At 44.8% G+C, this 25,793-nt stretch carries 23 protein-coding genes; 12 read left to right on the plus strand and 11 right to left on the minus strand.

Annotated elements, in window-relative coordinates:
• Positions 1-49 precede the first annotated feature (49 nt).
• The 11 genes from SNR28_RS00565 to SNR28_RS00615 all read left to right on the plus strand — a co-directional run bounded on the left by SNR28_RS00565 (position 50) and on the right by SNR28_RS00615 (position 12,805).
• On the plus strand, positions 50-1,075 hold the full coding sequence (locus SNR28_RS00565; RefSeq protein ID WP_375749073.1) for a Gfo/Idh/MocA family oxidoreductase: 1,026 nt from the start codon (positions 50-52) through the stop codon (positions 1,073-1,075).
• Between the two features lie 17 nt (positions 1,076-1,092).
• Positions 1,093-2,142: an alcohol dehydrogenase catalytic domain-containing protein gene (locus SNR28_RS00570; RefSeq protein WP_375749074.1), complete on the plus strand. Its 1,050-nt coding sequence runs from the start codon at positions 1,093-1,095 to the stop codon at positions 2,140-2,142.
• Between the two features lie 180 nt (positions 2,143-2,322).
• Entirely contained in the window at positions 2,323-3,828 is a 1,506-nt protein-coding gene (locus SNR28_RS00575; RefSeq protein ID WP_375749075.1) for an FGGY-family carbohydrate kinase, read from the plus strand.
• A 538-nt stretch (positions 3,829-4,366) separates the two neighbouring features.
• On the plus strand, positions 4,367-5,713 hold the full coding sequence (locus SNR28_RS00580) for a hypothetical protein (RefSeq protein WP_375749076.1): 1,347 nt from the start codon (positions 4,367-4,369) through the stop codon (positions 5,711-5,713).
• Between the two features lie 86 nt (positions 5,714-5,799).
• On the plus strand, positions 5,800-6,939 hold the full coding sequence (locus SNR28_RS00585; RefSeq protein ID WP_375749077.1) for a Gfo/Idh/MocA family protein: 1,140 nt from the start codon (positions 5,800-5,802) through the stop codon (positions 6,937-6,939).
• A 32-nt stretch (positions 6,940-6,971) separates the two neighbouring features.
• Entirely contained in the window at positions 6,972-7,841 is an 870-nt protein-coding gene (locus SNR28_RS00590) for a sugar phosphate isomerase/epimerase family protein (protein WP_375749078.1), read from the plus strand.
• Between the two features lie 174 nt (positions 7,842-8,015).
• Positions 8,016-8,672, plus strand: coding sequence for an HAD-IA family hydrolase (locus tag SNR28_RS00595; RefSeq protein WP_375749079.1), 657 nt, complete (start codon positions 8,016-8,018; stop codon positions 8,670-8,672).
• Between the two features lie 61 nt (positions 8,673-8,733).
• Positions 8,734-10,353 carry a methyl-accepting chemotaxis protein gene (locus tag SNR28_RS00600; protein WP_375749080.1) on the plus strand — a complete coding sequence of 540 codons (1,620 nt, stop codon included), beginning with the start codon at positions 8,734-8,736 and terminating at the stop codon, positions 10,351-10,353.
• Between the two features lie 27 nt (positions 10,354-10,380).
• A complete protein-coding gene (locus SNR28_RS00605) occupies positions 10,381-10,707 on the plus strand; it encodes a hypothetical protein (protein WP_375749081.1) in 327 nt (108 codons plus the stop codon).
• 13 nt (positions 10,708-10,720) lie between these two features.
• Entirely contained in the window at positions 10,721-11,320 is a 600-nt protein-coding gene (locus tag SNR28_RS00610; RefSeq protein WP_375749082.1) for a DUF2913 family protein, read from the plus strand.
• Between the two features lie 96 nt (positions 11,321-11,416).
• A complete protein-coding gene (locus SNR28_RS00615) occupies positions 11,417-12,805 on the plus strand; it encodes a GGDEF domain-containing protein (RefSeq protein ID WP_375749083.1) in 1,389 nt (462 codons plus the stop codon).
• Between the two features lie 22 nt (positions 12,806-12,827).
• Here the strand turns inward: SNR28_RS00615 and SNR28_RS00620 are convergent, their stop codons facing one another.
• Entirely contained in the window at positions 12,828-13,316 is a 489-nt protein-coding gene (locus SNR28_RS00620; protein WP_375749084.1) for a transcriptional regulator, read from the minus strand.
• Positions 13,317-13,610: 294 nt separating this feature from the next.
• On the opposite strand from SNR28_RS00620, the gene SNR28_RS00625 reads away from it, so the two are divergent.
• Positions 13,611-14,582: an alpha/beta hydrolase gene (locus SNR28_RS00625; protein WP_375749085.1), complete on the plus strand. Its 972-nt coding sequence runs from the start codon at positions 13,611-13,613 to the stop codon at positions 14,580-14,582.
• Positions 14,583-14,655: 73 nt separating this feature from the next.
• Here the strand turns inward: SNR28_RS00625 and SNR28_RS00630 are convergent, their stop codons facing one another.
• The 10 genes from SNR28_RS00630 to nosR all read right to left on the minus strand — a co-directional run bounded on the left by SNR28_RS00630 (position 14,656) and on the right by nosR (position 25,423).
• Complete coding sequence (locus SNR28_RS00630) at positions 14,656-15,756, minus strand: alkene reductase (protein ID WP_375749086.1); 1,101 nt, start codon at positions 15,754-15,756, stop codon at positions 14,656-14,658.
• 12 nt (positions 15,757-15,768) lie between these two features.
• Complete coding sequence (gene gloA, locus SNR28_RS00635) at positions 15,769-16,149, minus strand: lactoylglutathione lyase (RefSeq protein WP_375749087.1); 381 nt, start codon at positions 16,147-16,149, stop codon at positions 15,769-15,771.
• Between the two features lie 17 nt (positions 16,150-16,166).
• A complete protein-coding gene (locus SNR28_RS00640) occupies positions 16,167-16,652 on the minus strand; it encodes a VOC family protein (RefSeq protein WP_375749088.1) in 486 nt (161 codons plus the stop codon).
• A 188-nt stretch (positions 16,653-16,840) separates the two neighbouring features.
• Entirely contained in the window at positions 16,841-17,608 is a 768-nt protein-coding gene (locus SNR28_RS00645; protein WP_375749089.1) for a phytanoyl-CoA dioxygenase family protein, read from the minus strand.
• 184 nt (positions 17,609-17,792) lie between these two features.
• Positions 17,793-18,314, minus strand: a complete 522-nt coding sequence (locus SNR28_RS00650) for a nitrous oxide reductase accessory protein NosL (RefSeq protein ID WP_375749090.1) — start codon at positions 18,312-18,314, stop codon at positions 17,793-17,795.
• Positions 18,315-18,327: 13 nt separating this feature from the next.
• Positions 18,328-19,146 (minus strand): ABC transporter permease, encoded by an 819-nt coding sequence (locus tag SNR28_RS00655; protein ID WP_375749091.1) that lies wholly within the window; start codon positions 19,144-19,146, stop codon positions 18,328-18,330.
• Complete coding sequence (locus tag SNR28_RS00660; protein WP_375749092.1) at positions 19,143-20,066, minus strand: ABC transporter ATP-binding protein; 924 nt, start codon at positions 20,064-20,066, stop codon at positions 19,143-19,145. Before SNR28_RS00660 ends, SNR28_RS00655 begins: the two co-directional genes overlap by 4 nt.
• A gap of 1 nt (position 20,067) precedes the next feature.
• The gene (locus SNR28_RS00665) at positions 20,068-21,348 is read right to left on the minus strand and encodes a nitrous oxide reductase family maturation protein NosD (RefSeq protein WP_375749093.1); all 1,281 of its coding nucleotides are present in this window, start codon (positions 21,346-21,348) and stop codon (positions 20,068-20,070) included.
• A gap of 64 nt (positions 21,349-21,412) precedes the next feature.
• Positions 21,413-23,302, minus strand: a complete 1,890-nt coding sequence (gene nosZ, locus SNR28_RS00670) for a TAT-dependent nitrous-oxide reductase (protein ID WP_375749094.1) — start codon at positions 23,300-23,302, stop codon at positions 21,413-21,415.
• 54 nt (positions 23,303-23,356) lie between these two features.
• A complete protein-coding gene (nosR, locus tag SNR28_RS00675; protein ID WP_375749095.1) occupies positions 23,357-25,423 on the minus strand; it encodes a transcriptional regulator NosR in 2,067 nt (688 codons plus the stop codon).
• Positions 25,424-25,793 lie beyond the last annotated feature (370 nt).

Below are 25,793 nucleotides of genomic sequence, written 5' to 3' on the forward strand. Positions count from 1 at the left end.
TCCCTGGAAGAGGGTATTTAGTCTTCTTATTTGCAAAGGTAATAAGAAGATGAAAGATAAATTAAATGTATGTCTGATTGGCTGTGGCCGCGCGGGTATGATCCACGCTAGAAGTTATAACGGTAACGTTCCTAACGCACAGCTAATTGCAATCTGTGACCCGTTTGAAGAAAACCTGAAAGCGGCTCAGGCAGAACTGAACGTTAAATATCAGTACACAGATTACAACGATGTTCTAAAAAATGACGAAGTTGATGCAATCGTTGTGGTTACTCCAACTCAGTTCCATAAAGATATCGTTGTAGCAGCAGCAAATGCTGGCAAGCACGTATTCTGTGAAAAGCCGATGGCGGTAAGTGCAGACGAATGTGACGTGATGATTGAAGCTTGTAAAGCAAACAACGTTAAGCTTCAGCTAGGCTTTATGCGCCGTTTCGATGAGAGCTTCCAGAAAGGTAAAGAGATCATCGATAACAAGCAAGTGGGTGAAGTGACAATGATTAAGTCTCTGACTCACGGTCCAAGTGAACCAAAAGCGTGGATGTTTGATATCTCAGACAGTGCTGGCCCAATCGGTGAAGTAAACAGCCACGACCTTGATACTCTGCGCTGGTACGCAGGTTCAGAAGTGAAAATGATTCACGCAATTGGTCGTAACTTCCGTTCCCCTGAAGTTGCTGCAGACTACCCTGATTACTACGACACTTGTGCAGTATTGCTTGAGTTCGAAAACGGTGTTCTGGGTATGGTTGATGGTGCTCAGTACGTACAGTACGGCTACGACGCACGCGCGGAAATTCTTGGTACTCACGGTATTGCAAAAGTGGGTAGCCAGAAGAACAACAATGTTGAGCTGGTAACGAAGGACAAGCTACTTCACACCGATTCAATGCCATCGTGGACTAAGCTATACAAAGACGCTTACATCGCAGAAGCGAAAGCATTTGTTGAAGCTATCCGCAATGACACAGAAACACTGGTAACAGGCCATGACGGTAAGATGGCGCTAATTCTTGTTCAGGAAGGTTTGAAGTCTCTGCTTGAAAAACGTCCTGTCTATATTGGCGAAGAGTAAGATTGGAGAAGAATAAGATGACTATGATGAAAGCAGCGCGTCTTAAAGGCAAATTAGACGTTCAGGTTGAAGAAGTGGCTATCCCTGAAATTGCAGAAAACGAGATGCTGCTGAAAGTAAGATCAGCTTCTCTGTGTGGTACAGATGTACGTATGTATATGAATGGCTACAAAGATGTTTCTTCAGAGAATCCTCTGATCATTGGCCACGAGTTTGCTGGTGAAATTGCAAAAGTAGGTTCTGCTGTGAAAGGCAACTACTTTGAAGGTCAGAAAGTAGCAATCGCACCAAACATCGGTTGTGGTACTTGTGACCTGTGTGTAAGTGGCCAGACTCACCTGTGTGACGACTACGATGCATGGGGTGTGACAATGGATGGCGGTTTCGCTGAGTATGTTCGCATTCCTTCATTTGCAATCGAGCAAGGTAACATTGCACCGTTAGACGACGAGATCTCATATGCAGAAGCTTCGCTTGTTGAACCTCTAAGTTGTGTATATAACGGCCAGAAGCAGATTAACATTCTACCGGGTGACGATGTACTGGTTGTGGGTATGGGCCCAATTGGTCTGATGCACGTAATGGTATGTAAGCTATTCGGTGCGGCCAAAGTGATTGTTGCTGACCTGAGTGAAGAGCGTCTGGCGAAAGCAAAAGAGCTGTTCCCGGATGTATACACAGTGAAGGGTGACCTTAAAGAAGGCATCAAAGAGATCACTGGTAAAGGTGTTGATGTAAGCATCATCGCAGCACCAGCAGCGATCGCTCAGTCTGAGTCGACAGAGTACATGAACATGAATGGTAAAATTCTGTTCTTCGGTGGTCTGCCAAAAGATAAAGAGATGGTTCCACTGAACTCAAACACCATTCACTACAAGCAGCTAAGCATCCACGGTTGTACTAAGCAGAGCGTTTACGACTACCGTCTGTGCAGCAAGCTGGTGAATGACAAGCGTATCCCGCTTAACCTTATTGTTTCAGAAACATACTCAATCGATGAGTTTGATAAGGCTCTGGACAACGCTGCTGCAGCGAAAGGCCTTAAGCACGTTATCGCTTTTGACTAAGTATACGGCTAACGTCATCCCTGCGAAGGCGGGGATCTGAGTGACAACATAACCAGATCCCGGACAATTGCTTAGGCAATTTCCGGGATGACGAAAAAACTACTACTAAGGGGCTGACAATAGAATCAGTCCTACAAAAGAATTTCAGAACATCTTGTACTTTTTTTAAGGAGGCAGTCAATGGAACCGACATTACTTGCGGCGATTGACTTAGGGACAAGTTACATAAAAGTTGGTATCTATGACACTTCAGGAAATTGTCTCGCGTTATCAACAAAAGAGATGAAAATCGACAACCCAAGTGCAGGTGTTTTCCTGCAAAGCGGTGAGTACATTTTCGACTCTGTTCTTACCTGTTTCAAAGATGCATTAGATAAAATCGATAATCCAGCAAGCGTTAAATCTATTGCATTCACCGGTCAGATGGCAGGTGTAATGGGGGTAGATGAGCAGCTAAACGATATCACATCGTGGTCTTGCTCTCTGGATACGCGCTACTACCCATATGCGAAGAACATGCTTCAGAAGCACAGCCGTTTACTGGTTGAAATTTCAGGTACTAACTCTCCTTTAATGGCACCAAAAATCGAATGGTTCGAAAAAGAATTCCCTGAAGATGCTGCCAAAGTGAAAAAGTACATGATGATAAGCAGTTATATCATCGCAAAAATGGCGAAAAGCCGAATCGAAGATACCACTATCGATAGCTCTTTCATTACCTGGACGGGCCTTGCTGATATCGCAAATTGTTCATGGAGCAAGAGACTTTGTGACCTGGTGGGTATTTCGATTGATAAGCTGCCTCGTATTACCAAATCAAACGAAAAAGTGGCGACACTGGCGCCGCAATATGCGGAGATGCTTGGACTCAGCCCAGACGTAACTCTTGTTTCTGGTTCTGGTGACAAAGTGGCTGGTATTGTTGGCTCAAATGTTTCAGAGATCAATGACCTAGTGTTCGAAGCTTCCTCTTACGGTGCAGTGAGCTGCATGGTAGACAAGTACATTCCGAACCTGAAATCGATGAACTACGATGCACTATTAAATGCTACGGATAACAACTATATCCTGCACAAGTATATTCCAGGTTCTGGCATCATCATTAAGTGGTTTAAAGACAACTTCTGCGAAGGTCGCGAGTTTACGGAAATCGACTTGGAAGCTAAAGAGATCGCAGTAGGCTCAGATGCGCTTATGTGCATTGGCTTGTTAAGTGGTAGCAACATGCCGTTTAACGAAGACATCAAAGGCATGTTCCTTGGTCACACTTTGATGCATAAGCCTGCGCATTTCTATCGTTCACTGCTTGAATCCTATGCTTACGAAATCTCATTAACGGTAGATTCAATAAGAGAGCTTTACCCTCATATCAAGATGGAATCCATCAAGATGATTGGCGGTGGTGCGAACTCTTCGGTTTGGCCTCAGATAATCGCTGATGTTTGTGATCTTCGAGTGGATATTATGTCCCGACACGACGAAGCACTATGGGGCACCGCTCTATTGGCGGGTAACGCTATCGGCGTTATCGACGATGTGGCTGCAACTGCAAAAGCGCATATTGAAGTTAAGCGCTCTTACGAGCCGATCACCGAAAATCAAGACAAATATAAGAAGTATCGTAGCCTCTACAGCAAGCTCTGTGTGGACATGAACGATTACTTCGTAGAGCTTAATAACATTTAACTAGTTCCTACTATTATAATAATCATTACATAATGAATCTCACCTTCGATGGGAGCGGATTTCCACGTATCCGTTTCCATCTTTTTTTGTTTTAATTTTCAAAACAAAAACAATTCGTATTTCCTTCTCTTGTATTAAAACGGAATTCGCATCGGTTTATTGCTTTTTTGATAAAAGTAATAATGAAATTTGTCTTTTATATTGAAAATTTGTCTTTTCATATCCTTTTCTCGGGTTTTTGTTTGCTTTTTAGTCACATTAATGTTCGACAATGTCGAACGCACACCCTTTACCTATGCTTTATCTAGTCTGGTAATGGGTTTTGCTGATATTTTGGCCGTGTCATTACGCTTTTTTAATGAAACTGACGTGATTTTTCGAAAATAAAACAAAGATAATTTGACGTAACACACAAATATACGAAAACTGCATTTTCAAAACAAAAATAAAGAGTATATTGAACCTATAAAGTGATTGAACAGTTATTTAGGCATTCAGTATTACCTGAGGCTGTTTTCGAAAAGAAAAGGCGGGAGCAATGAAATTAGATATTAGAGCAAAATTAGTCCCAGTGACTTTCAGCGAGACTAATGATCGAGAGAAACTGGAATTCGACGAGCAGATGCTACGTCTGAAAGAGATGTACGGTAAAGAAGCCGAGTTTCTTGACCCAATCATTGTTGGCGAGGAACTACCAAAAGACGCTGATGCTATCGTATTCCCTCAGCTAATCTTTGCTGCTTTCCGCCATCAGGAAGAATTAAGCAAGTACGACCTGCCAATGGTTGTTCTAACTTCTAAGTTCGGCACAGTAGAAATGTGGGATTGGGAAATCGTTTCTTACCTGCGTGCTCGCGGCATGAACGTGTTCTCTCCATACAACGTTGAACTGGGTAAAGTGGTTCTTCGCTCTATTGGTGTTAAATCTCACCTTAACCAGGGCGCTAAGTTCCTTATGTTCCAGGACGATCCGGGCGAAGGTATGCAGCCGGGTATCTTTAAGCGTTTCTACTGGTGGGAGCAAGAGTGTACTGAGCGTATGGAAGAAGCGACAGGCGTTCAAATCATCTACCGCAGCTGGAAAGCCGTAAACGAGCGCGCTGCTGAAATCTCTGACGAAGAAGCACTTGCGCTTTGGGAATCATGGGACGTTGAAAACGAAGGTCTTAACCAGCATCAGCAACTACTACCAGCAAAACTTTACATCGCTATCAAAGAAGTTATCGATGAAGTGGGTGATGTAGAAGGTATCGGTGCGAACTGCCTGAACGAATCTGCAAGCTGTGCAACTACTCCTTGTCTTGTATGGAACATGCTGTTCGAGAAGGAAGACATCATCTGGTGTTGTGAGGGTGACACCCTAACCATGCTAAGTACTTACATCATGTACCGCTCTCTGTATGAGCCAATCATGATGACCAACATCTACCCATTCCTTGTAGGTATGGCTGCAATAGCTCACGAGAAGATGGACGCATTCCCGGATGTACCAGAGCCGGATAACTGTGCACTAGGTGTTCACTGTGGATACGGTGGCCTTGCAAACCGCAGCTTCTGTTCGAAGTGGAAGATGGTTCCTAAGGTACTGGAAATCGTTGATGACAACGCATACATGATCGACTGTGAACTGCCGGTTGGTGAAATCACACTGGCGAAAATTCATCAGGATTTCAACGAGATCGCAATCATTCCAGCAAATATCGATGAGTACCTGCAATTCCCTGGTACCGATGCACGTAACGCATCTCTAATCCGCTACAAAGATGGCGAGAAGGTGATGGACGAGCTATCGAGCCACCACCAGATGATTATCGTAGGTAATCAGAAGGCGAAACTTCAGCAAATGGCTCGCGTTTTTAACTGGAACGCAAAAGTTATCGACTAACAACAAATAAAAAGTCTCTGGTGGCGGCTTTACGGGGGTCTTAAAGCCGCTGCCGGAAACAACAAATCAATAGAAGGATGGAACAAATGCAAAAGTTTAGAGCTGCCGTAATCGGTACTGGTTTTATCGGCCTTGGCCACGTAGAAGCGCTGCGCCGTATGGGTAACGTAGAAGTTGTTGCTATCTGTGACAGCTTCAATGCGAAAGAAAAAGCAGAGTTGATGCACGTTGAGAAGTACTACTACGACTACAAAGAGATGTTCGAGAAGGAAGAGCTAGATGTAGTACACGTTTGTACTCCAAACAACACTCACTACCAAATCACTGTAGACGCAATGCACGCTGGCATTAACGTAATGTGTGAGAAGCCACTATGTCTTAACCCTGAAGAAGCGGAAGAGATGGTTAAGGTTAAGAACGAAACGGGCATGACTGGTGGTATCAACTTCCACAACCGTTTCTACCCAATGCCTACTGAAATGCGTCAGATGGTTAAAGACGGAAAACTGGGTCGCATCTTTAACGTTCACGGTGGTTACGTTCAGGATTGGATGTCTAAGCAGACTGATTACTCTTGGCACGTTGAGCGTGAAAATACAGGTAACTCTCGTTGTGTGGCTGATATCGGCCTGCACTGGGCTGACCTTGCAGAAAACGTAACTGGTTCTCGTATTGTTGAGGTTATGGCTCAGTACGCGACGGTTTGGGAAGAGCGTCTGCAGCCTGAAGGTGAAGTTGAGACTTTCGCAGAAGCTTCTGACGATATGACTTACACAAGACGTCCAATCAACACTGAAGACCACGGTAACCTGATGATGCGTTTTGATAACGGTGCAATCGGTACTGCGGTTATCTCTCAGGTAATGCCTGGCCGTAAGAATAAGACTGATCTGATTGTATCTGGTACTGAGCTTTCAGTTCACTGGGATACGGACTCTATTACTGAGCTTTGGGTTGGTCATCGCGATAAGCACAATGAGATTGCAACTAAGTCTGCAAACGTGTCTCCAGAGAGTATGGCGGTATCGACTTACCCGAATGGTCACGTTGAAGGTTTCCCTGATGCATTCAAACACAACTTCACTAAGTTCTACGGCTCTCTAGAGAAAGATTTCGATGGTGAAGTGGAGTACGCGACATTTGAAGATGGCCTGCACCTGATGAAGGTACTGGAAGGCTTCTATCAGTCTAGCGTAGAAGGTAAGTGGATTAAGATCCCTGAGTAATAAATAAAAACAAATTCAATAGGTGAAATAAAATGAAAATCGGAATTGATAGCTACTGTTTCCACCGTTTCTTTGGCGAAGTATACCCAGGACAAGAAACACCAGAAAAACAACTGACTGTATTTGAGTTCATTGACTTTGCTGCAAGCGTAGGTTGTGACGGTGTTTCTCTTGAGTCTTGCTTCCTGCCGGGTCGTGATGATGAAACTCTGGCTAAGATCAAAGCGAAGCTGGATGAGCATGGTCTGGATCGTGTATACGCATGGGGTCACCCTGATGGTCTTGAGCGTGGTCAGAACCCTGAAGCGTTTGCTGATATGAAAGAGCAGATTCGTTGCGCAGTTGCAATTGGTGCTGACGTAATGCGTGTTTGTGGTTCTTCTCTGATGTTCCGTCACGAAGATCACCAGCCGCAGATTGAAGCGCTTATTGCTCAGTTCCGTGAAGCGATTGTGATTGCTGAAGAAGCTGGTGTTAAGCTGGCAATCGAAAACCACATCGACTACACAGCTGACGAAATCATGCAGATCATTGAAGGTGTAGACTCTAAGTACTTCGGTGTGAACTTCGATACTGGTAACTTCCTGCGTCTGCTGGACGATCCAATCGAAGGCATGCGTAAACTGGCTCCACACGTAATGGCGACGCACACGAAAGATCTAATGGTTGATACTAGTGTTCCACCAACGGCTTGGCACTTCTTTGCTGGTGTTCCAGTAGGTATGGGTCTTGTAGACAACCTGGAGCTTGCTCGTATCCTTGATAAGGCTGATTTCCAGGGCTTTATGGCGGTAGAAATCGACTTCCCGCATCAGGATTGGACTGGTCTGGAAGAAGAAGCTGTTCGCATCAGTGTTAAGAAGCTGCGCGAAATCTCAAACCAGGTTATCTCTGAGCGTTAATCTGACAAAAGCGGCGCTAATTCAGCGCCGCTCTTTTATACCCTTCTCGACGTTAATAAAACCAAGATAAATAGAACTGGTTTTTGCTACCCAGATACCATCTCTATTTTTCTTTTTTTATTTTATTCCCAATCTTTTAGGCATGTTGCGCCAGGTTGTATAAGGCAAACAATTATGATGAATTTCAAAGGCATTCTTTTTGATTTAGATGGAACACTGGTTGATTCAAACGCGGCTGTAGATAGGTGCTGGAGTCACTGGTGTGACAGAAATGATCTCGACTATGAAGAAGTCTCGAAGGTGTTTCACGGCAAACCCGCTTTCGTGACGGTTCGAGAGTTTCTGGCGGGTAAATCGGATGAGTATATTGCTAGTGAAATTCAGTGGCTAAAAGATCAGGAGAGTAAAGACGTGTCGGATGTTAAGGCACTGCCGGGAGCTTTGGAGTTTCTGGATAGAGTCGTTCGATATAAGGTTCCGTGGGCCATTGTGACTTCCGGGCCTGTGCCGGTAGCACGTGCGCGCATTGAAGCTGCTCGCTTGCCAGAGCCGCATGCGCTAATCACGTCAGATCTTATTACTAAGGGAAAACCAGACCCGGAACCATTCTTATTAGGCGCAGGACGCATTGGTATTGATGCGAAAGAGTGTCTGGTGTTTGAAGATTCTCCAGCGGGAGCGAAGGCGGGAATTAGTGCCGGTTCAAAGGTGATTGGTGTAATGAGCCACCTTAGTGAGTCAGACCTGAACATGACTCATAGCAATATAAAAACAATGACGGGGTTAGGTATCTCCGCTTTATCCAATAGCTTTAGATTAACGTTTAAATAGTTGGCACCTCAAGAACAGGATCGGAACAGGTCTAATACTCTTATTTAGTAGGGATTGTGGTATGTCGGTAAAAAAACGAATTTGGTTGGTGGTTATTTCCACCATAGTTTCTATTTGTACACTTAGCGCTGTTGCTCTTTATCAGAGTAACAACTTTATGATGAGCTTGATGTACGACAAGATTCGCTCTCTAACGGAGGTGACTGTTGGCGTTGCAGAAGACTTGAACAAAAGAGTGGTTGCAGGCGAAATCACGCTAGATGAAGCGAAAAAAGAGTACGCCAAGATTGTCCATAATATGCGTTATGACAATGGTCAGGAGTTCTTCTTTGCCGTGGACTACAGCGGTAATTTTATCGCCATGGGTGGGGCGCCAGAGCTGGTTGGTGAGAACATTATTGACCTGAAAGATCCGGGTACGGGCAAGCCAATGACTCGGGATTTTATCGCTCTGGCAAGAAGTGGTGGTGGTTTTTACGACCACAACTGGCCGAAAGCAGGCAAAAGCGAACCTGAACCGAAAGTGGCCTATGTGATGGGTTATGAACCATGGCAGATGTATGTAGGTACTGGTCTATATTTTGACAACGTAAACCTGTTATTCAAAAGCTTTGCCATGGATCTCGGGTTGATTGTTTTGGTTATTGTTGTCGTTCTTTCCGGTGCATTGTTTATTGTAGCGAAAGGAATATTTAACCGAATAAACTGGATTACTGACGCCATGGATGATGTGGCAAACGGTGATGCTGATTTGCGAGCTCGCCTTGATGTAAATACTAAAGATGAGTTCTCCAGAGTTGCGATGTCGTTTAATGCCTTTATGGCAGAAGTTCAGTCCATTATCACTGCAGTCAGAGGGATATCTGAGCAAGTCATCGAGAGTTCCGGGCAGATGGCTCAAACAGCCAGTGAAACGAAACAGACGGTGCAGAGCCAGCTCAAGGAAACAGAGTTAGCTTCGACCGCTATTAATGAAATGTCCACAACAGTTCAGGAGATAGCGCAAACTGCGACGGCTACATCAAACAGCACCAAAGATACAGCCGATCAGGCAGAAGAAGGTAAAGCTGTGGTTAATCAGGCTATTAGCAGTGTTCATCAGCTCAGTGAAGAGATTCGCACCAATCACGAGCGGATAGGTGAACTGCGTAGCCGAAGTGAAGACATTGGCAGCATTCTCGAAGTAATCAAAGGTATTGCTGATCAAACCAACCTGCTGGCCCTAAATGCGGCCATTGAAGCAGCGCGAGCAGGTGAACAAGGGCGCGGATTTGCCGTGGTAGCTGATGAGGTAAGAAGCCTTGCACAGCGAACCCAGGAGTCGACAACTGAGATTGAAAGCATCATAAGTGATTTGCAAAGCTCCTCTGTGACTGCACACGAATCCATGCAGAGAAGCCACGAGAGAATGTCTGAAACCATTGAACTGTCAGAAAAGTCTGGTGCATCTTTGGAGCAGATTCAGCAGAACACACTTCAAATCAGCGACATGAATACACAAGTCGCAACTGCGACAGAGCAACAGACGATTGTTGCCGAAGAGATCAACAAAAACGTGGATGCCATCTTCAATCGGAGTCAGCAGGTTGTTGGCAATGCGGAAACAATTGCACAGAGCAGCGAGAATCTTAAAGAGCTTGCTTTAAAAGTAGAGCAGGAGCTGGAGAAGTTTCGGGTATAAAGGTCAGAGTAAAAGCAGAGGGAAATCGTGATTAGTTCAAAAGAGACATTGGTATCGTTATTTAACGAGATATTTCCGGGTACAGATGTCAGCGCATCAAATTCAGAAGTGATGGTTCACTTTGATGAGCCAGAAAGGATCGGTGTCAGCCTTGAGTCTATGCACTTGTTTTTGGCTGCGGAGCAAGTTGTCGAAGGGTTAGTTATTAACGCTATCTACAACGGTGCACCAGTCTCTTTTGATAGTGCTCTGGTCAATGAGCTAGAGCTGAGCGAATCTCGATTTAAGCTCCATGACCTAACCGTTGATTCGGCGATCAGCCTTAAAAAAGTCATTCGACAGTACTATTGCTAAATGTGAGATCAAAATGAGCGCTGTATCGACAACGGATAACATCCTCTCTATGCTGATCTGCCATTCCATGCTCAAGCTCTATTTTGAAATAGCTTATTCGAGACGATTTGTGACTCCGGAAAAGCGTAATCAATGTGTGGCTAAATACCTCAAAGGTGCGTTAAAGGATCGTAAATATAAGTCAGTAAAGTCCAGCATTCGCGAGTTGCTTCACTATACCCGCCAGCCATCGGCAAATATTGAGATGAAGCTGAAAGAAGTGCAGCAAATCATCGAAGTAACTCAGGTCTCCGCAGATGAACAAACCGATCTGGGCAAGTTTATGTCGATATTAGGCAAGGTAGACAAGATTACGCCACTGAACAGCGAACCTTTTGATGACGAAGCTGTTATCAATCCCACTGATGCGTACGTTGATGAAGGGTTCCTTTCCGACAACTTCGATGCTGAAGGAGGTGCGATAAATCGAATCTTATTGACTGTCCCTAGCAACAAAAGTGAAGAAGTACGGAATCTGATCAGAGACGAGGGATGGCAGTGCCTCGTTAGTGAATGTCAGAAATACGAACACTTTGAGGTGCTAAGCCTGAGTACTCCCTCCTTTAAACCTTAATATTCTCCCGCTATTTCTTCTGAAAATTCCTCCAATTGTTACTACGCTAATCTTATGGGCAAGTTACATTGAACCGCTATTCATAAAAGATTCGATATGTTGGGTATTTTCCAGAGAAGAGAAAAACTGTTCATTTTAATCGTGGCGGAAATCGTGCTTTTTATTTCCATGGTTTTTGTCGCGATTGCATTTTTACGTATGCAGGCCATTAGCCAGGAGAGCTACAAATCCGCAACAGAGCTTCGTTACGAATCTTACTTGCTCGCTGATCAGCTGAGGCAAAGTTCAGATGACCTGACGCGTATGGTTCGCTCGTATGCCGTCTCCGGCAATAACCAGTTTGAGCAATACTTTTGGGATATTCTGGCTATCCGGAATGGTGAAAAAGCGCGCCCGGATTCCTATGAACGCGTCTACTGGGACTTTATGACCGTTCCGGCTCCAGAACCACCTTTTCAACATGGAGACAAAGTGCCGCTAGAAGAACTGATGCGCAAGGCGGGTTTTACTCAATCAGAGTTTAGATTGCTTAGTAAAGCTCAAGCCCACTCAGATGAACTGGTCCTCCTAGAAGAGATCGCAATGAATGCGATGGTTGGTAAGTTTCAGGATTCTGATGGGAAGTTTACAGTACAACAGAGGCCAAACCCGATACTTGCACAAAGCCTGTTGTTTGGTGAGCAGTACCATGTCGCAAAGAAAAACATCATGAGTCCAATTAACGGATTTTTAGAGGCGATAGACAAGCGCACAGCGAAAAGTGTTCTGCAGGCTGAATCGCAAGTCATTTTCTATCACAGGGCGTTGAGTAAGGTATTTGGATCGCTAATCATCATTGGACTAGCGTTGGTATTTACATTCTTAAGATATCAAAAACTGTTGCTTGGAAACTTAACTAAAGCAGTTAGAGAACAAAAGGTTGAGCTAAAAGAGCGGGTAAAAGCAGAGCGGCAACTTGAAGAAAAAAATGCGCAACTAAAATATCTCAGTCGAATCGACGGTTTGACAGGCGTATTCAACAGGGGGCATTTCAATAACTTGTTAGAAAAAGAGCATGCCAGGCATCGACGAAACAAAGATGCACTTTCGTTGCTACTGTTGGATGTGGATTTTTTTAAGCAGTACAACGACTGCTATGGGCATGTAAAAGGTGATGATTGCCTGATTAAGGTTGCAAATATCCTATCTAGAAACCTTCATCGTCCAGCTGATTTTGTCGCTCGTTATGGTGGAGAAGAGTTTGTATGTGTTCTGCCAGAAACGGATTTACAAGGTGCTTCTAATGTTGCAAACAACATCCTGAGAACAATACGGGCAAGCAATTTAACCCATGAAGGCTCAGAGGTAGGTTATGTCACCGTGAGTATAGGTGTTGCCTCTTCAATAGTTGAAAAAGAGTTGTCGAAAGACGAACTGTTAGCCCAGGCCGACGAATTGCTTTATTTGGCTAAGAGTCTGGGTAGAAATCGGGTCGCCTATTATTAGTAAAAGCGACCTCATACTTCGTTTAATGCACCATTACATATAGGCAAATACAAAGGGATGCAGTAAAAGCCATACGTGAAAACAGGTTCTGAAAAGAAGGAAATTCAAGACCAAACATATTTTTGAAACGACTTCGCTTCTGATGATGACTGATTTCTTCAATCTCCATCTCTGCTGGAGGTGTTATTTCCTCAACATTAGCAATTAGCTGATAGCCTCGTTTAGGCACAGTCATAATGTACTCAGGAGCTTTCGTCGAATCACCAAGGGCTCTCCTCAAGGTTGAAATCGCCTGCGTCACACTCGAATCGTGAACAACAATCCCATCGCGAATCCACACATGCTCTTGCAACTCTTTCCTGCTAATCAACTTATTTGGATGTTGAGAAAGAAGAAGAAGGATTTTGTTTTCGTTCCTGTTCAATTTGATCTCTGCGCTGTCGTTGAGGTTATCGATCAATAAGTTTTGTTCAGAGTTGAAAACGTATCGTTGTGAGATGTTGAATAGCATAGCGTTCTTCTTTATCAGAGTTGTTAACTCAGAGCTCTTTGGTTCTTTGCAATCACAATACTATGAATCAATGTGATCGTAATCTCGTTTTTCGTCAATAGACTATGGACGAGATTGCAACAATCCATGCCAACAGAAATTGAAAATTTCTGAGCAATAAATTACAAAAACTTAAGCAGCAATCTTCAATCTTAAAATCACCCCTCTGGCTATTCTATACCCAAGTTAAGCGAACAACCTGATAGCCCACATCGGGATAACGGGAACAAAGTTAACCAGTCAGAGGACTTACCCATGTTTAAGAAACTTTTGATATCAGTTCTTGGAGCACTCTCTCTAGCAGCATGCTCAAGCAGTGATAAAGCAGAACAAAACACCACTCAAATTACAGAGAACACCACTATGCAAGCAATTCAACTAGACACCCGTGTTGGCCTTCTGGCTGCAAATCTTTACCTTCCTGAAGGCGTTGAGAAGCCACCAGTAGTTATCATCACTGGCGCATGGACAACGGTGAAAGAGCAAATGCCAGCAGTTTACGCAGCGGCACTGGCTGAAAAAGGTTACGCAACGCTAACGTTTGATTTCCGTGGTTGGGGTGAGTCAGAAGACGCAATTCGCTACCTAGAAGACCCGGCTCGTAAAACTGACGACATTCGCGCTGTGATTGATGCAGTGGCTCAACTTGACCAGGTAGACGGCACTCGTATTGCTGGTGTTGGTATCTGTGCATCTGCAGGTTACATGCTGGACGCGGTAGCAGGTAACGACAAAGTAAGCTCTGTAGCAGTAGTGGCACCTTGGCTTCACGATGTACCAATGGCAACGGCTATCTACGGTGGTGAAGAGAGCGTGAAAGGTCTTCTTGCAGCAGCAGAAGCTGCGAAGAACGCTGATGAGCCTGTATACATTGAAGCTGCAAGCACAACAAACGAAGGCGCACTAATGTATAACGCACCTTACTACACAGAAATTGACCGTGGTCTTATCCCTGAGTACGACAACCAGTTTAACGTAGCATCATGGGACGGTTGGTTGAACTACAATGCTCAGCTAAGCGCAGACAAACTGACTCAGCCAGCACTGATGGTTGCTTCAGAATCTATGGCTCTTCCAGCAGGTGCACACATGTATCTTGAAGCTGCGGGCGATAACGTAAACGCATTATGGCTAGAAGAAGTCACTCAGTTTGACTTCTACGACCAGCCACAAGCAGTTAAGAAATCTGTAGACGCTGTATCTGAGTTCTTTGCTGCGAACCTATAATCGCAATCAAAACACAGCCCGAGTTAACTGAAGGCTGTGTTTTTAGTTTATTCGGTAAAGTTTTTTCCGAAACTTAACTTGCCTGATATTCAGAGTAATCAGTCAGACCTTTTTCAGCACCACCAAATAGAGTATCCGGATCATGCGCAGCTAGCGGATAATCGTGTTTGATTCGGTTTGGTAAATCCGGGTTTGAAACAAACGGACGACCAAATCCAACCATATCAGCGAGACCATCGTTGATTGCCTGTGCTGCCTTATCACCATCGTAGCGGCCAGCGTAGATAATGGTGCCTTTATACGCTTCTCTTACCGCTTTTTTGAACTCTAGTGGTGTGTCAGGTGCATCGTCCCAGTCGACTTCTGCGATGTGCACATAAACCACACCAAGCGTGTCCAGCAATGCCGCCGTGGCTGTGTATGTCTCAACAGGGTTGCTATCTACAGTACCATTTAGCGAAGTGAACGGAGCAAGACGCACACCCACACGATCAGCACCAATAGCCTCTGTCATCGCAGTGACAACTTCTTTTAGGAAGCGCAGACGATTTTCGATAGAACCACCATATTCATCGGTACGGTTGTTGGCTTCTGAATCAATAAACTGATTTACAAGGTAGCCGTTTGCAGCATGCAGTTCGATACCGTCAAAGCCTGCTTCGATAGCATTAAGGGCTGCCTGACGATAATCCGCAATAACGTTCTTGATGTCTTCTTTGGTCATCGCGCGAGGCTCAACCACATCAACAAAACCTGGTGCGTTGCTGCCATCATCAATAAACACTTTTACGTTTTCAGCTTTCAAAGCTGAAGATGAAATAGGTTGCTGTCCACCAATGTTAGCCGGGTGAGTTACGCGGCCTACATGCCAAAGTTGCGCAAAGATCTTACCCTCTTTGGCGTGAACCGCATCGGTGACTTTTTTCCAGCCAGCGATTTGCTCAGATGAGTAAATACCCGGAGTCCATGCGTAACCCTGACCCATTTCAGAGATCTGTGTACCTTCCGCAACAATCAAACCAGCAGAAGCGCGTTGCGCATAGTACTTCGCCATCATGTCATTAGCCACGTTACCTGGCTGACTTGCGCGTGAACGCGTCATCGGTGGCATTACGATACGGTTTTTCAGAGATAAAGAACCAAGCTGAACAGGTTGAAACAATGCATCTTTCATCTTCATACTCACTTATTTTTCAAGTTGGATAAGTTCGATCGGGTAACCATCTGGGTCTTTTACAAAGGCGATATGCGTTGTACCACCTAGCATTGGACCTGGTTCGCGAGTGACATTTCCGCCACGAGCTTTAATCTTATCGCATGCAGAGTAGATATCTTTCACACCCAGAGCCATATGGCCGAAAGCGTTACCCATGTCGTATTCGCTGGTATCCCAGTTGTAAGTTAGTTCAATTGTTGGACCGCCTTGCTCGTAACCAACAAATACCAGTGAGTAGCGGTATTCTTTGTTTTCAAAACGATCAAGCAGCTTCATGCCCAATATCTGTGTGTAAAACTCAATGGATTTTTCAAGGTCAGTTACACGAATCATGGTGTGTAAGAATTTCATAGATAGCGCTCCCTTTATTACTCGTAATCAGAAGAGTAAGTTTCTTCATATGTGTGCGAGTAAAGCTCAAATAGGTTGCCGAACGGGTCTTCCAGATAAACCATCTTCGCAGGTTTGTTATCGTCTTCCGGATGGTAGCGCATGATGTCCATTCTTACCTTGCCGCCATATTGTTCAGTACGAGCAATCGCACCTTCAAAGTCATCAGTTTGCAGACAGAAATGGAAGATACCGATTTTAGAGAAGTCGACATTATGGCGCTCTTCACGCTCTTTCATTTCAAACAGTTCAACACCAATACCGTCGGTTGTGACAAGGTGAGCAATGTTGAAGCCTTTAAAGCCCTCACCGAATACGGCGATACACATTCTGCCGATAGCCGTTTCACGCTCTTCAACAACAGGTGTGTTGTCCATAATAAGGCGAAGTCCAAGCGCTTTAGTGTAAAACTCAACGGCTTTGTTCATATCACCGACCATGATACCCACATGACTCATTTTCATAATTGACTCCAGGAATTGATAGTAAGTTGCTTTGTGTTTTTGTTGGAGCTGAGTATATGGAGATTTGTTAATAATATGAAATTATCTATATTTATCGAATTGATAAAATATACTTATTAACTTAATGGAGGGGGAAGATTAAGGCTTTAGCACATTTGTTCTAAAGCCTTAGATTTTGAACCTGATGTTTAATCGACTTCCAGTAACCACTTTTGAGCAGGTGTCAGACGACTTGCCGTCTCGGGCGTTAGCCACTTTTTCTGATCCTGTTGAGCGGCATCTTTTCTGGCTATATACAGTCCATGAAGTACACGACGACGTGTTCCTGCATGGTTAATAGTTCCGCCATGCCAGGTGTGCGCGTTAAAGATCATGATACTACCTGCGGGACATTCCAGATAAACCTCACCCGGATATGGGCCATCGACATCATCAAGATACTCTTCGGGAAGTTCTGGACGAAGGTGCGTTCCGGGGATGATTCTTGGTGCCCCGTTTTCTTTGGTCAAATCGTCGATCGCCCAGATCGAGTTGACTAAATGGACTTTTGGAAAATCTGGTCTTGGTTTTTTCCAGTCTGCGTGAAGAGGTTGATGTCCTCCGCCCGGATGCGCTTCACGAGCATTCAGGCTGGAGATTTTGAACTCGCCTCCGAAGATATGCTTACATGCCGCCAGAGCCATTGGGTGCGCCCAGACCTTTTCCCACACAGTGCCTTTGTTTATCAAGTTTGCTACACGCGTAACCGTATCTTCCTGATGGTGTTCTACCGCAAGGTTTTCACCCTCGCGCTCTACCAGCATATCGATGGTACGACGCATTTCCTGCAGCCAGTCCTGGTCTATGACATTGTGAATGATAGTAAAACCGTGCGTATCTAATTCGTCGAGCATTTTTGGGGAAAGCGAGATGTTTGCGCCCAAGGCATCAAGGTGCTTTTCTGCATTATCGTTCATGAGGGTTCCTTTTGAATAATGTTATTATTTTGTTTAAATCGGTAACAACTTTAATCAAAAAGAACGTATTGGAATGCAGGCTAAATGTTCGAAATACTGGATTTTTGTTGACTAAAATTAAAAGTGTGATCCAGAACAAAAATAGAACTTAGCCTGATTTTTTATCGATATACTCAAGTAACCTTTAGTGGCTCATGTGCATTCCTGAGCCCATGGCAAGCATATCTATTGTGATGTCATCGAATCGAATAACTTCTCCTCCAAATTGGTCTGAGAAAAAACGAGCATGCTTTTCTTTAGAGAAGGAAGCGACGGCCATGCCCATTGCTGCTTTCTTGCTGGAACCAACCACATACCAGGCAGATTTAGCATCGATGAAGAGATCGTCATCCGGTGTCTCCCATGGTACCTGAGTCATATCGTGAACAAATACCTGCTGAACTTGTCTACGATTTTCTGGCTGTAGCAGGTAAGTGAACAGATCACGATTGGAGCAGAATTTTTTTACTTCCTCTTTCCCTTTCTCATAAAGCTCTCCTTTGGGGCCGGGGAAGTTTGAGATTATCATTCCGCAAAGGTGGCATTCATCTGCGGATTCGATTGCAACGGCCTGACGCATAGTAGCTTGCTGACTGGCCTCTTCAGAGCCACACCCGAGTAGCACAAATGAAAGGAACAAAGTGACTAAAAGCGAAGGAGTTTTCATTGTTATATCCTGCCTAAAAGTGTTTTAACTTAAAAATCTGATTAGAAGCCAGTAAAGGAGCGATAACCCATAAGGTTAGAACCAGCATTAACGTTGTTGGGCTTAAATTAGAACTCATGGCAATTGAGAGAACACCATTTGCATTCTCACCACCAAGTGCCACAAGGTTAACTAGCCTGAATACATCAGCTGGGTTAAGCATCATCAGTGTGACTAAGGTTTCCTGATTGAGAAGATCTTCTACACCGACGAGTACAGCGAGCAGCGCAAGATCAAAAACCAAAACAAAAAGAAACCAGATGATGAGCGTCAGTCCCGCCGCTTTTGACTTTTCAGAGACGCTAAGGCTGACCAAATAAGCCATCGAGATAAATACCCAACCTAAAAGGATGGCCGAGCATATGAATCGGGTGAAGGCGACAATCACATCCATTGAGTAACTGTCCGCAATCATGACCAGCGCTGATGCGCCAAAACCGAGAAGAGTCGCCAGTGCTGTTATACCGCCCTGACCGATAAATTTGCCCAGTAACAACTCCGTTTTACTGAGTGGATAAGTCAGCAAGAGCAGTAACGTCCCGCCTTCCTGTTCGCCCACAAAACTGTCATAGCACAATAGTAGTGCGATAAGTGGAATGATAAATACCGCAAGGCTGGATAGGCTCGCGATGGTGGTTGATAGCGAAGCCACTCCGAGACTTCCTGAAGCGACCGAGCCGAAATAAGTGAGTCCAACGGAGAGAATCAAAAATATGAGGGTGATTGAGATAAACCAACGGTTTCGCAGTCCATCACGAAACTCTTTGCTAGCGACGGCTAATACAGGGCTCATTGGCTTTCCTCCTCAACAGAAGGGTGGTTGTTTTCAGCGGGCATATAGAACTGATAGAGTTGCTCCAGAGTAGGGGGAGTAATAACCATATCCTCTAATGCAGGATGTGCTGCAAGTTGCCTGATGACAGAAATCTTTTGTTCGTTTTCTACTACAAGGCGATCTGGACCAGTGAGATATGGCCTTAGTGTTTCGTTCGCATGCAAAGCCCCGTTTAAACCTTTCGCTGTGATATGTGTTGGCAACGCAGCGCTGCTCCTCAACTCATCGAGCGTGCCAAATGCCTGGGTTCGTCCGTTCGCCAGAATCATGGCTTTATCTATGTGCTGCTCCACTCCGGGCAATACATGGGAGCAGAGGATGACAGTGCAGCCTTCTTTTTTCAGTTTGTCGACCTGAACATAAAAGTCTTGTGTAGCAACAGGGTCAAGGCCGACGGTAGGCTCATCAAGAATGAGCAGCTTTGGTGGTGTGAGTGTCGCTTGCGCCAAACCCAATCTTTGTTTCATGCCCTTTGAGTAAGTTTTTACGGCTCTGTTCATAGCGTGAGCCAGTCCCAACTCTTCGAGCAATTCAATAGCGACCGATTTTTTTACCCCTTTTAGTCGGGCAAAAAAGTTCAAGACCTCAAGTCCGGTAAGATGCTGATAGAAGCTTACGTTTTCTGGTAAATAGCCGATTCTTTGACGGATCTTAGCGGCTGACTGAGACATTGGTGCGCTTCCCATCACCGATATCGAACCATGAGTGGGATTGAGTACGCCCAGAATCAGCTTCATCATGGTCGTTTTTCCGGCTCCGTTGTGACCGAATAAACCCAGAACCTCACCAGATGGTAACGTGAGGTTGATCTCTTTCAGTGCTTTGACATCACCAAAATGCATCTCTAGATCAGTGAGTTCTACTACATTGTTATCCATATTACTGGTTACTCTTTTGATGAGGGGCCGCCATGAGTGGGTAACTGTCTTTTACTCCCTGTGGTTTGAAAACCGGGAACTGTCGTTGTACCCACCTTAAAACAAGAACTGCGGGGCTATCCATCAGCACTCTGGCTTCCGGGTATTCCCACAGCAGTTTGTCGATGCTGTCATTAGGTTCAAAAGCCTGATCTCCGGTACCACTGTTATCCATATCCCAGCCAAGGTAGTTGCTCCAGTAGTTCCCCTGCTTTTGTTGACTCCACTCTTGTTCACGGCTTGAGACATATTTCACCTGAACCACATTATCGATAAAGCTGTTAGCGAAGATCTTGTTTTCTTCTGATCCCGCAGTGAGATGAATGCCGATTTCGCTATCTGCAAAAAGGTTATTGGAGATGGTGTTGTGCAGGGAGTTATAGATAAAGAGTGATTTCCCATCGCCACCAACCACTTTTTGTTCGGAGTTTGACCAGACTCGCTCGACTCGGTTATTTGTGATTTCTGAGCTGGTGATGTAGTTCATCAGCAGACCATAATCCTGACTGTCTCTACTCTGATTTCCAGCGACAACAAGGTTGCGTGAGCTCATTAGTGCATACCCAGCACGGGTATTGTACGCAGTGTTGTTCACGACCCTGTTGGAGTGGGAATACATATAGTGAATGCCATATCTAAGGTCGTGGACGGTATTATTTTCCAAAACGCTGTCATTACTATGAATCACATATAATCCGTCTCGGGTTTTGCTGACACGATTGTCTCTGACTTCAGCCCCTTCTACCAGAGAGAGTTGAATACCATTTCCGCGATCTGCCGACCGAAGTTTTGGGTTACCTTCGACGATATTGTTGATGACTCGTGATCCATGAGTTTTGTCCAGCCAGATACCAAATCCATCGCCTTTGAAGTCGCTATTTCTGATGGTGACATTTGAAGCCTGTTTTTGGACAAAAACACCGGCATCCATATCGGTGAGGTCATCCCCCCAGTTTCGAAAGCGAAGGTCACTGATGGTGACGTTTTCGGCCTTTATGAGCAGTGCATGATCGTTGCCGCCAGCATTTATTTCAGCGCCCTCTTCACCTTTCAGGGTCATTGGAACATTGATAACAAAGTTGCCTTGATAGATGCCTTTCTGAAGGATCAACTCATCGCCAGGTTGTGCAGAGCTCAGTGCCTGTTCAAGGGACTGTTCTGGTGAAATACTAATAACTTTAGCGGTAAGCGTTGCAGACCAGAAGGAACTGGAAGCTATTAGAATTAGCCACAATAAGCGCAAATTAACTCCTTTTTACTACCTATTCAGGAAATATCCGGCCAGCATTGCTGGCCGGATAGTAAGGTTAAGACTCAACCAACATCCGGCCAGTCATTTCCATATGCAGGGCATGACAGAACCAGTTACAGTAGTACCAATGTACTCCCGGTTTATTCGCTACAAAGGTAATCGAAGCGGTTTGCTGGGGTCCTACCTCCATCTGCGCACCATGGTTAACCATACAGAAACCGTGGGTAACATCTTCGATCATGTCTAGATTGGTAACGATGACGGTCACTTCGTTCCCTTTCTTAACGGTAAACTCAGTGGTTCCGTACATAGGTGCAACAGACGTCATGTATACACGAACTTTGTTTCCGTCTCGAATTACCTTGTTATCGGTTTCGAGATTCACTCCATCTGCTTTCGCCATCGCGACGGTATCTGCAAAGTATGGGTCGTCTCGGCTCCAGAGTTTTGAAGGCTTCATTCTGCTGCGGTGTACAATAATACAGTCGTGCGGTTCTGCGAATGCCGGGCCGTCATGCACCAGTTTCATCTCATCACCGGAGATATCGATAAGCTGATCGTTTTCAGCACGTAGCGGGCCAACAGGTAAGAATCTATCTTTAGAGAACTTACACAGAGAAACTAGCCACTTACCGTCAGCATCTCTCGTTTCACCCTGTGAGGTATGGTTGTGGCCCGGTTGATAATGAACATCCAGCTTCTGTTGGATGTAATTCACTTTATCACCGTTGTAGGCCTGAATGGCTTTATCGATATCCCAACGGACAATTTGGCTATCGATAAACAAAGTTGTGTAGGCATTGCCACGGTTATCAAATGCGGTATGCAGTGGACCAAGTCCTAGTTCAGGTTCACCTACAACCGCATCTCGTGGCTTGATTTTATCGGCGAACAGATCATCAAGCTTGTCGATTGCGATGATGGATACCGTTGGTGAAAGTTTACCGTTCGCGACAAAGTACTTACCATCGGGAGAGGTATTTAAACCATGCGGGTTTTTCGGAACAGGAATATAGCGAGTCACCGCGCTGCCTTTACGCCCATCAATGACAGGTACTTTTGAGTCACCAATCGTAGTGAAGTTGCCTGACTTAACCGCCTCTTCCATGCGTTCAAGGCTAAACACCACAACATGGTCACGCTCGGCAGAAATCATTTCTGGCAAAGTGACACCATGCTCAGAGTTGTAGCAGGTGGATGCGAAGTACTTACCGTCGTAGTCAGCATCGGTGTTATCAAGGTTGCCGTTTACAATCACCTGAAACGCGACTTCCATCTTTTCCGCGTCAATAACGTTGAACATTGAGTAGTACTTCGAAGGATCCGTCATATCACGGCCGTCGTTAGGTAACGGAATTTCATATTCAGCATTACAAATAACGTACTTAGTTTCAGGAACTTTCTGTACCCTCAAACCGTGTATTGCCTGCACGTTCGGAATGGTGATGATCTTGTCTGTCTTCATGATGTCACAACGAATACGCGCAACACGGGTGTTGGCCTTGTCGTTGATAAAAACATACTTACCGTTATAGCGGCCGTCCGTCATACTCATGTGTGGGTGGTGAGAGTCACCGTTCGGGAAGTCTGCACTGTCACCTAATATGGCGCGGCTCTCATTGGTTTTACCCCATCCGGTCGCACTGTCATGGTTGAAAACAGGTATTCTTAAAAGTTCTCGCATTGATGGAATACCAAGTATCCGAACTTCACCAGACTGGCCACCACTCCAGAAACCGTAATACTCATCCAGCTCCCCAGGTTCAACAAAGGCATGAGCCATTTTCTCTTCAGTCTTTGCCTGTGCCATGGATGAGAACATTGCAGAAGTCATCACTGGTGCGGCTAAACCCGCAACCCCCATCGCGGCGGACTTACCAAAAAACTTTCGCCTTTCCTCATTCTCTAAGGATTGCTGATCTTGCTTATCGGTTTTATCAGACATAATTGTCGCTCCATGTTTTGTAGGGTAGTGGTTGTCACGGTGTAACGCTTGTGCTTAGTCCTCTACCGTGATGGTGGCAATCTGTTGCTCCATCTGTTTACGTTTTTTATAAGCCACTTTCTTCAGTGGCGGACATTTAGACTCATTGAAATAGGTCATCTGGCAATCGAGACAGTGGTGACATTCACGCATGTTAATCACACCATTTGGTTCAATGGCCTGAATTTCGCACTCCTTGGCACATATTTGACAAGGTTTTCCGCACTCGGGGCGACGCTTGAGCCAGTCGAACAGGCGTATACCTGAAGGAACAGAAAGTGCTGCACCAAGTGGACAAACATAACGACAGAAAAGTTTGCGGCTGAACAGGTTGATAACTAGTAAGAACAAGGCGTAGAACACGAAGTACCATTCACGATTGAAGTTCAACAGAAAGGTGGTTTTAAAAGGCTCGACTTCAGCGAACTGCTCAGCCAGCGCCAAAGATTCAAGTGACATACCGAACAGGGCAAGAAGTATCAGATATTTGACCGCCCACAGCCTCTCGTGAATCGAAAAAGGTACTTCGAGCTGAGGAATTTTAAGCTTGCGACCAAGCTCGTTGATCAGTTCCTGCAGGGCTCCAAATGGGCATAGCCATCCACAGAACACCCCTCTTCCCCACAGTAACAATGTAACCGCAACGGCTACCCAGACGATGAATATAATCGGGTCAAGCAGGAACAGACCCCAGTTAAAATCACTGAAAAGGGATTGCAGGAAGGTGAAAACATTCACAATCGAGATCTGCCCTGCACAGTACCAGCCAATGAACAATACTGTGTAGGCAAGATAAACGTGACGAATGGTTTGCAGAAGCTTAGGACGTTTTACCAGAGGATCCTGAAAGAACAGAATCGCTAAAAGTACAACTAAGCTGATAATCAGAAGTGTGCTTTCAACTCGTTTCTCTTGCCAGACCAACATCCATAAAGGCTGAGGCTCTTCTTCTGGTTCGATGATAACTACAGGTCTGTCCAGATAATGTTCAATCGGTTCGTAGCTGCCTTTAAAGCTGGTGAACACACTGTCTATTGCGCCGGTTTGCCTTCTGACTAACAGTTCAAACTGCCAGGGTGAGCCCGGATCAAACTCAATATGTTCACGCAGAATAAACAGAGACATCTCTTTAAAGCGTGGTGCACCAGCAGCAAAAATATCGTTGATACGTTCTTGATCCAGATCTCGGAAGCTAATAGCTAAATCATTTTGGTGGACCTGAATTCGATCGAATATGCCGCCACGTACGTAACCAGAACCTTTAAAAGAGTATCCGTTACCCATGATTGCGATAGCGTGCTCACCCGGCTGTAGTTGTTCAATCAAACGCTCATAACTGAAATCCCCTAGCAGGGTGCGGCCAATGGTTGGAATGTTGAGTTGGGTATAATAAATATCTGCGAACCGATCTTGTTTCTCTGCTTCGGTCGCCAAATCGATATTCTCAGCATCTGTTCCCACAAAGGCTTTATCAACCGTTTCTCTGTCCAGATAAAGGCGTCGAATAGAGCCATCACCAGTCAGTTTTTGCCAGCTTGCGGGTTCGTAGAAATCTTGTTTTATGGCTGCCGGTGGCAGGGATACTTGCTCATATTCCGCAATAATGCCTAGTTTGCGGGCTACTTTGGTTGCTGCACGGGTTATGGCGACATTCACTACCATCACGGTTACGGTTGCACCCGATATCGCATCCAGATTTACGTATCCATCGCTGGGTTGCCCTCCAACTTTGATACGGTCAGAAATTGAAAGGCCAGTATATTGATCAGCAAAGTCGGTGAGCTTTTGCTCAGGGATACCGATAAGAAGAATGGGTTCGTGGTGCTCGAGTACTTTAGCGCCAAGAAAGGTTCCTTCAGGATCCAGAGTCACCAGCATGTTTACAGGTTCACCCGAATAGGCTGGTATAGATACGACATCAACGGTTTCAAATGCATAGCCTAGCAAAGTCTCTTGTTGATAGATTTTCCAAACAGGAGGATCGTTTTGTTTCTCTTCAATTCGGCTATGGTTTGGGAAAATCTCTTTTATCAGAGGGAGAGGATCTTTAGGTGGACTAACGAACACAGCTGAGGCAGGCATAGAAAATGCCCAGAGGAACCACACCAATAAAGCTGAGATCAAAGTTCGCATATTATTTAATGTTTGCAGCTATTTGAGAGTAATTTTTTGCAGGAAGATAAAGTAAGTACACCTACAAAAACTAATGATAAATTATAGGATAGTCGCTATATTAATATTTACCATATTTATATGATGTGTTATTTACAAGTTTGAATATTTATATTTCGAAATAAATTATCCCAGATCAATTATTAATGATAAAATTAAAGTAATAACCTTTTAAATCATAAGGTTAATTTGTGTATTTGGTTGTGCGTTAGAATGAATATAGCAAGATCACATTTAAGGAAGGTGATCTATATATTAGAGAAAGCTATTTTAACGTAAT

Origin of the sequence: Vibrio iocasae, assembly GCF_042245395.1 — a bacterium.
In the GTDB taxonomy this organism is placed as follows: Bacteria; Pseudomonadota; Gammaproteobacteria; order Enterobacterales; family Vibrionaceae; genus Vibrio; species Vibrio iocasae.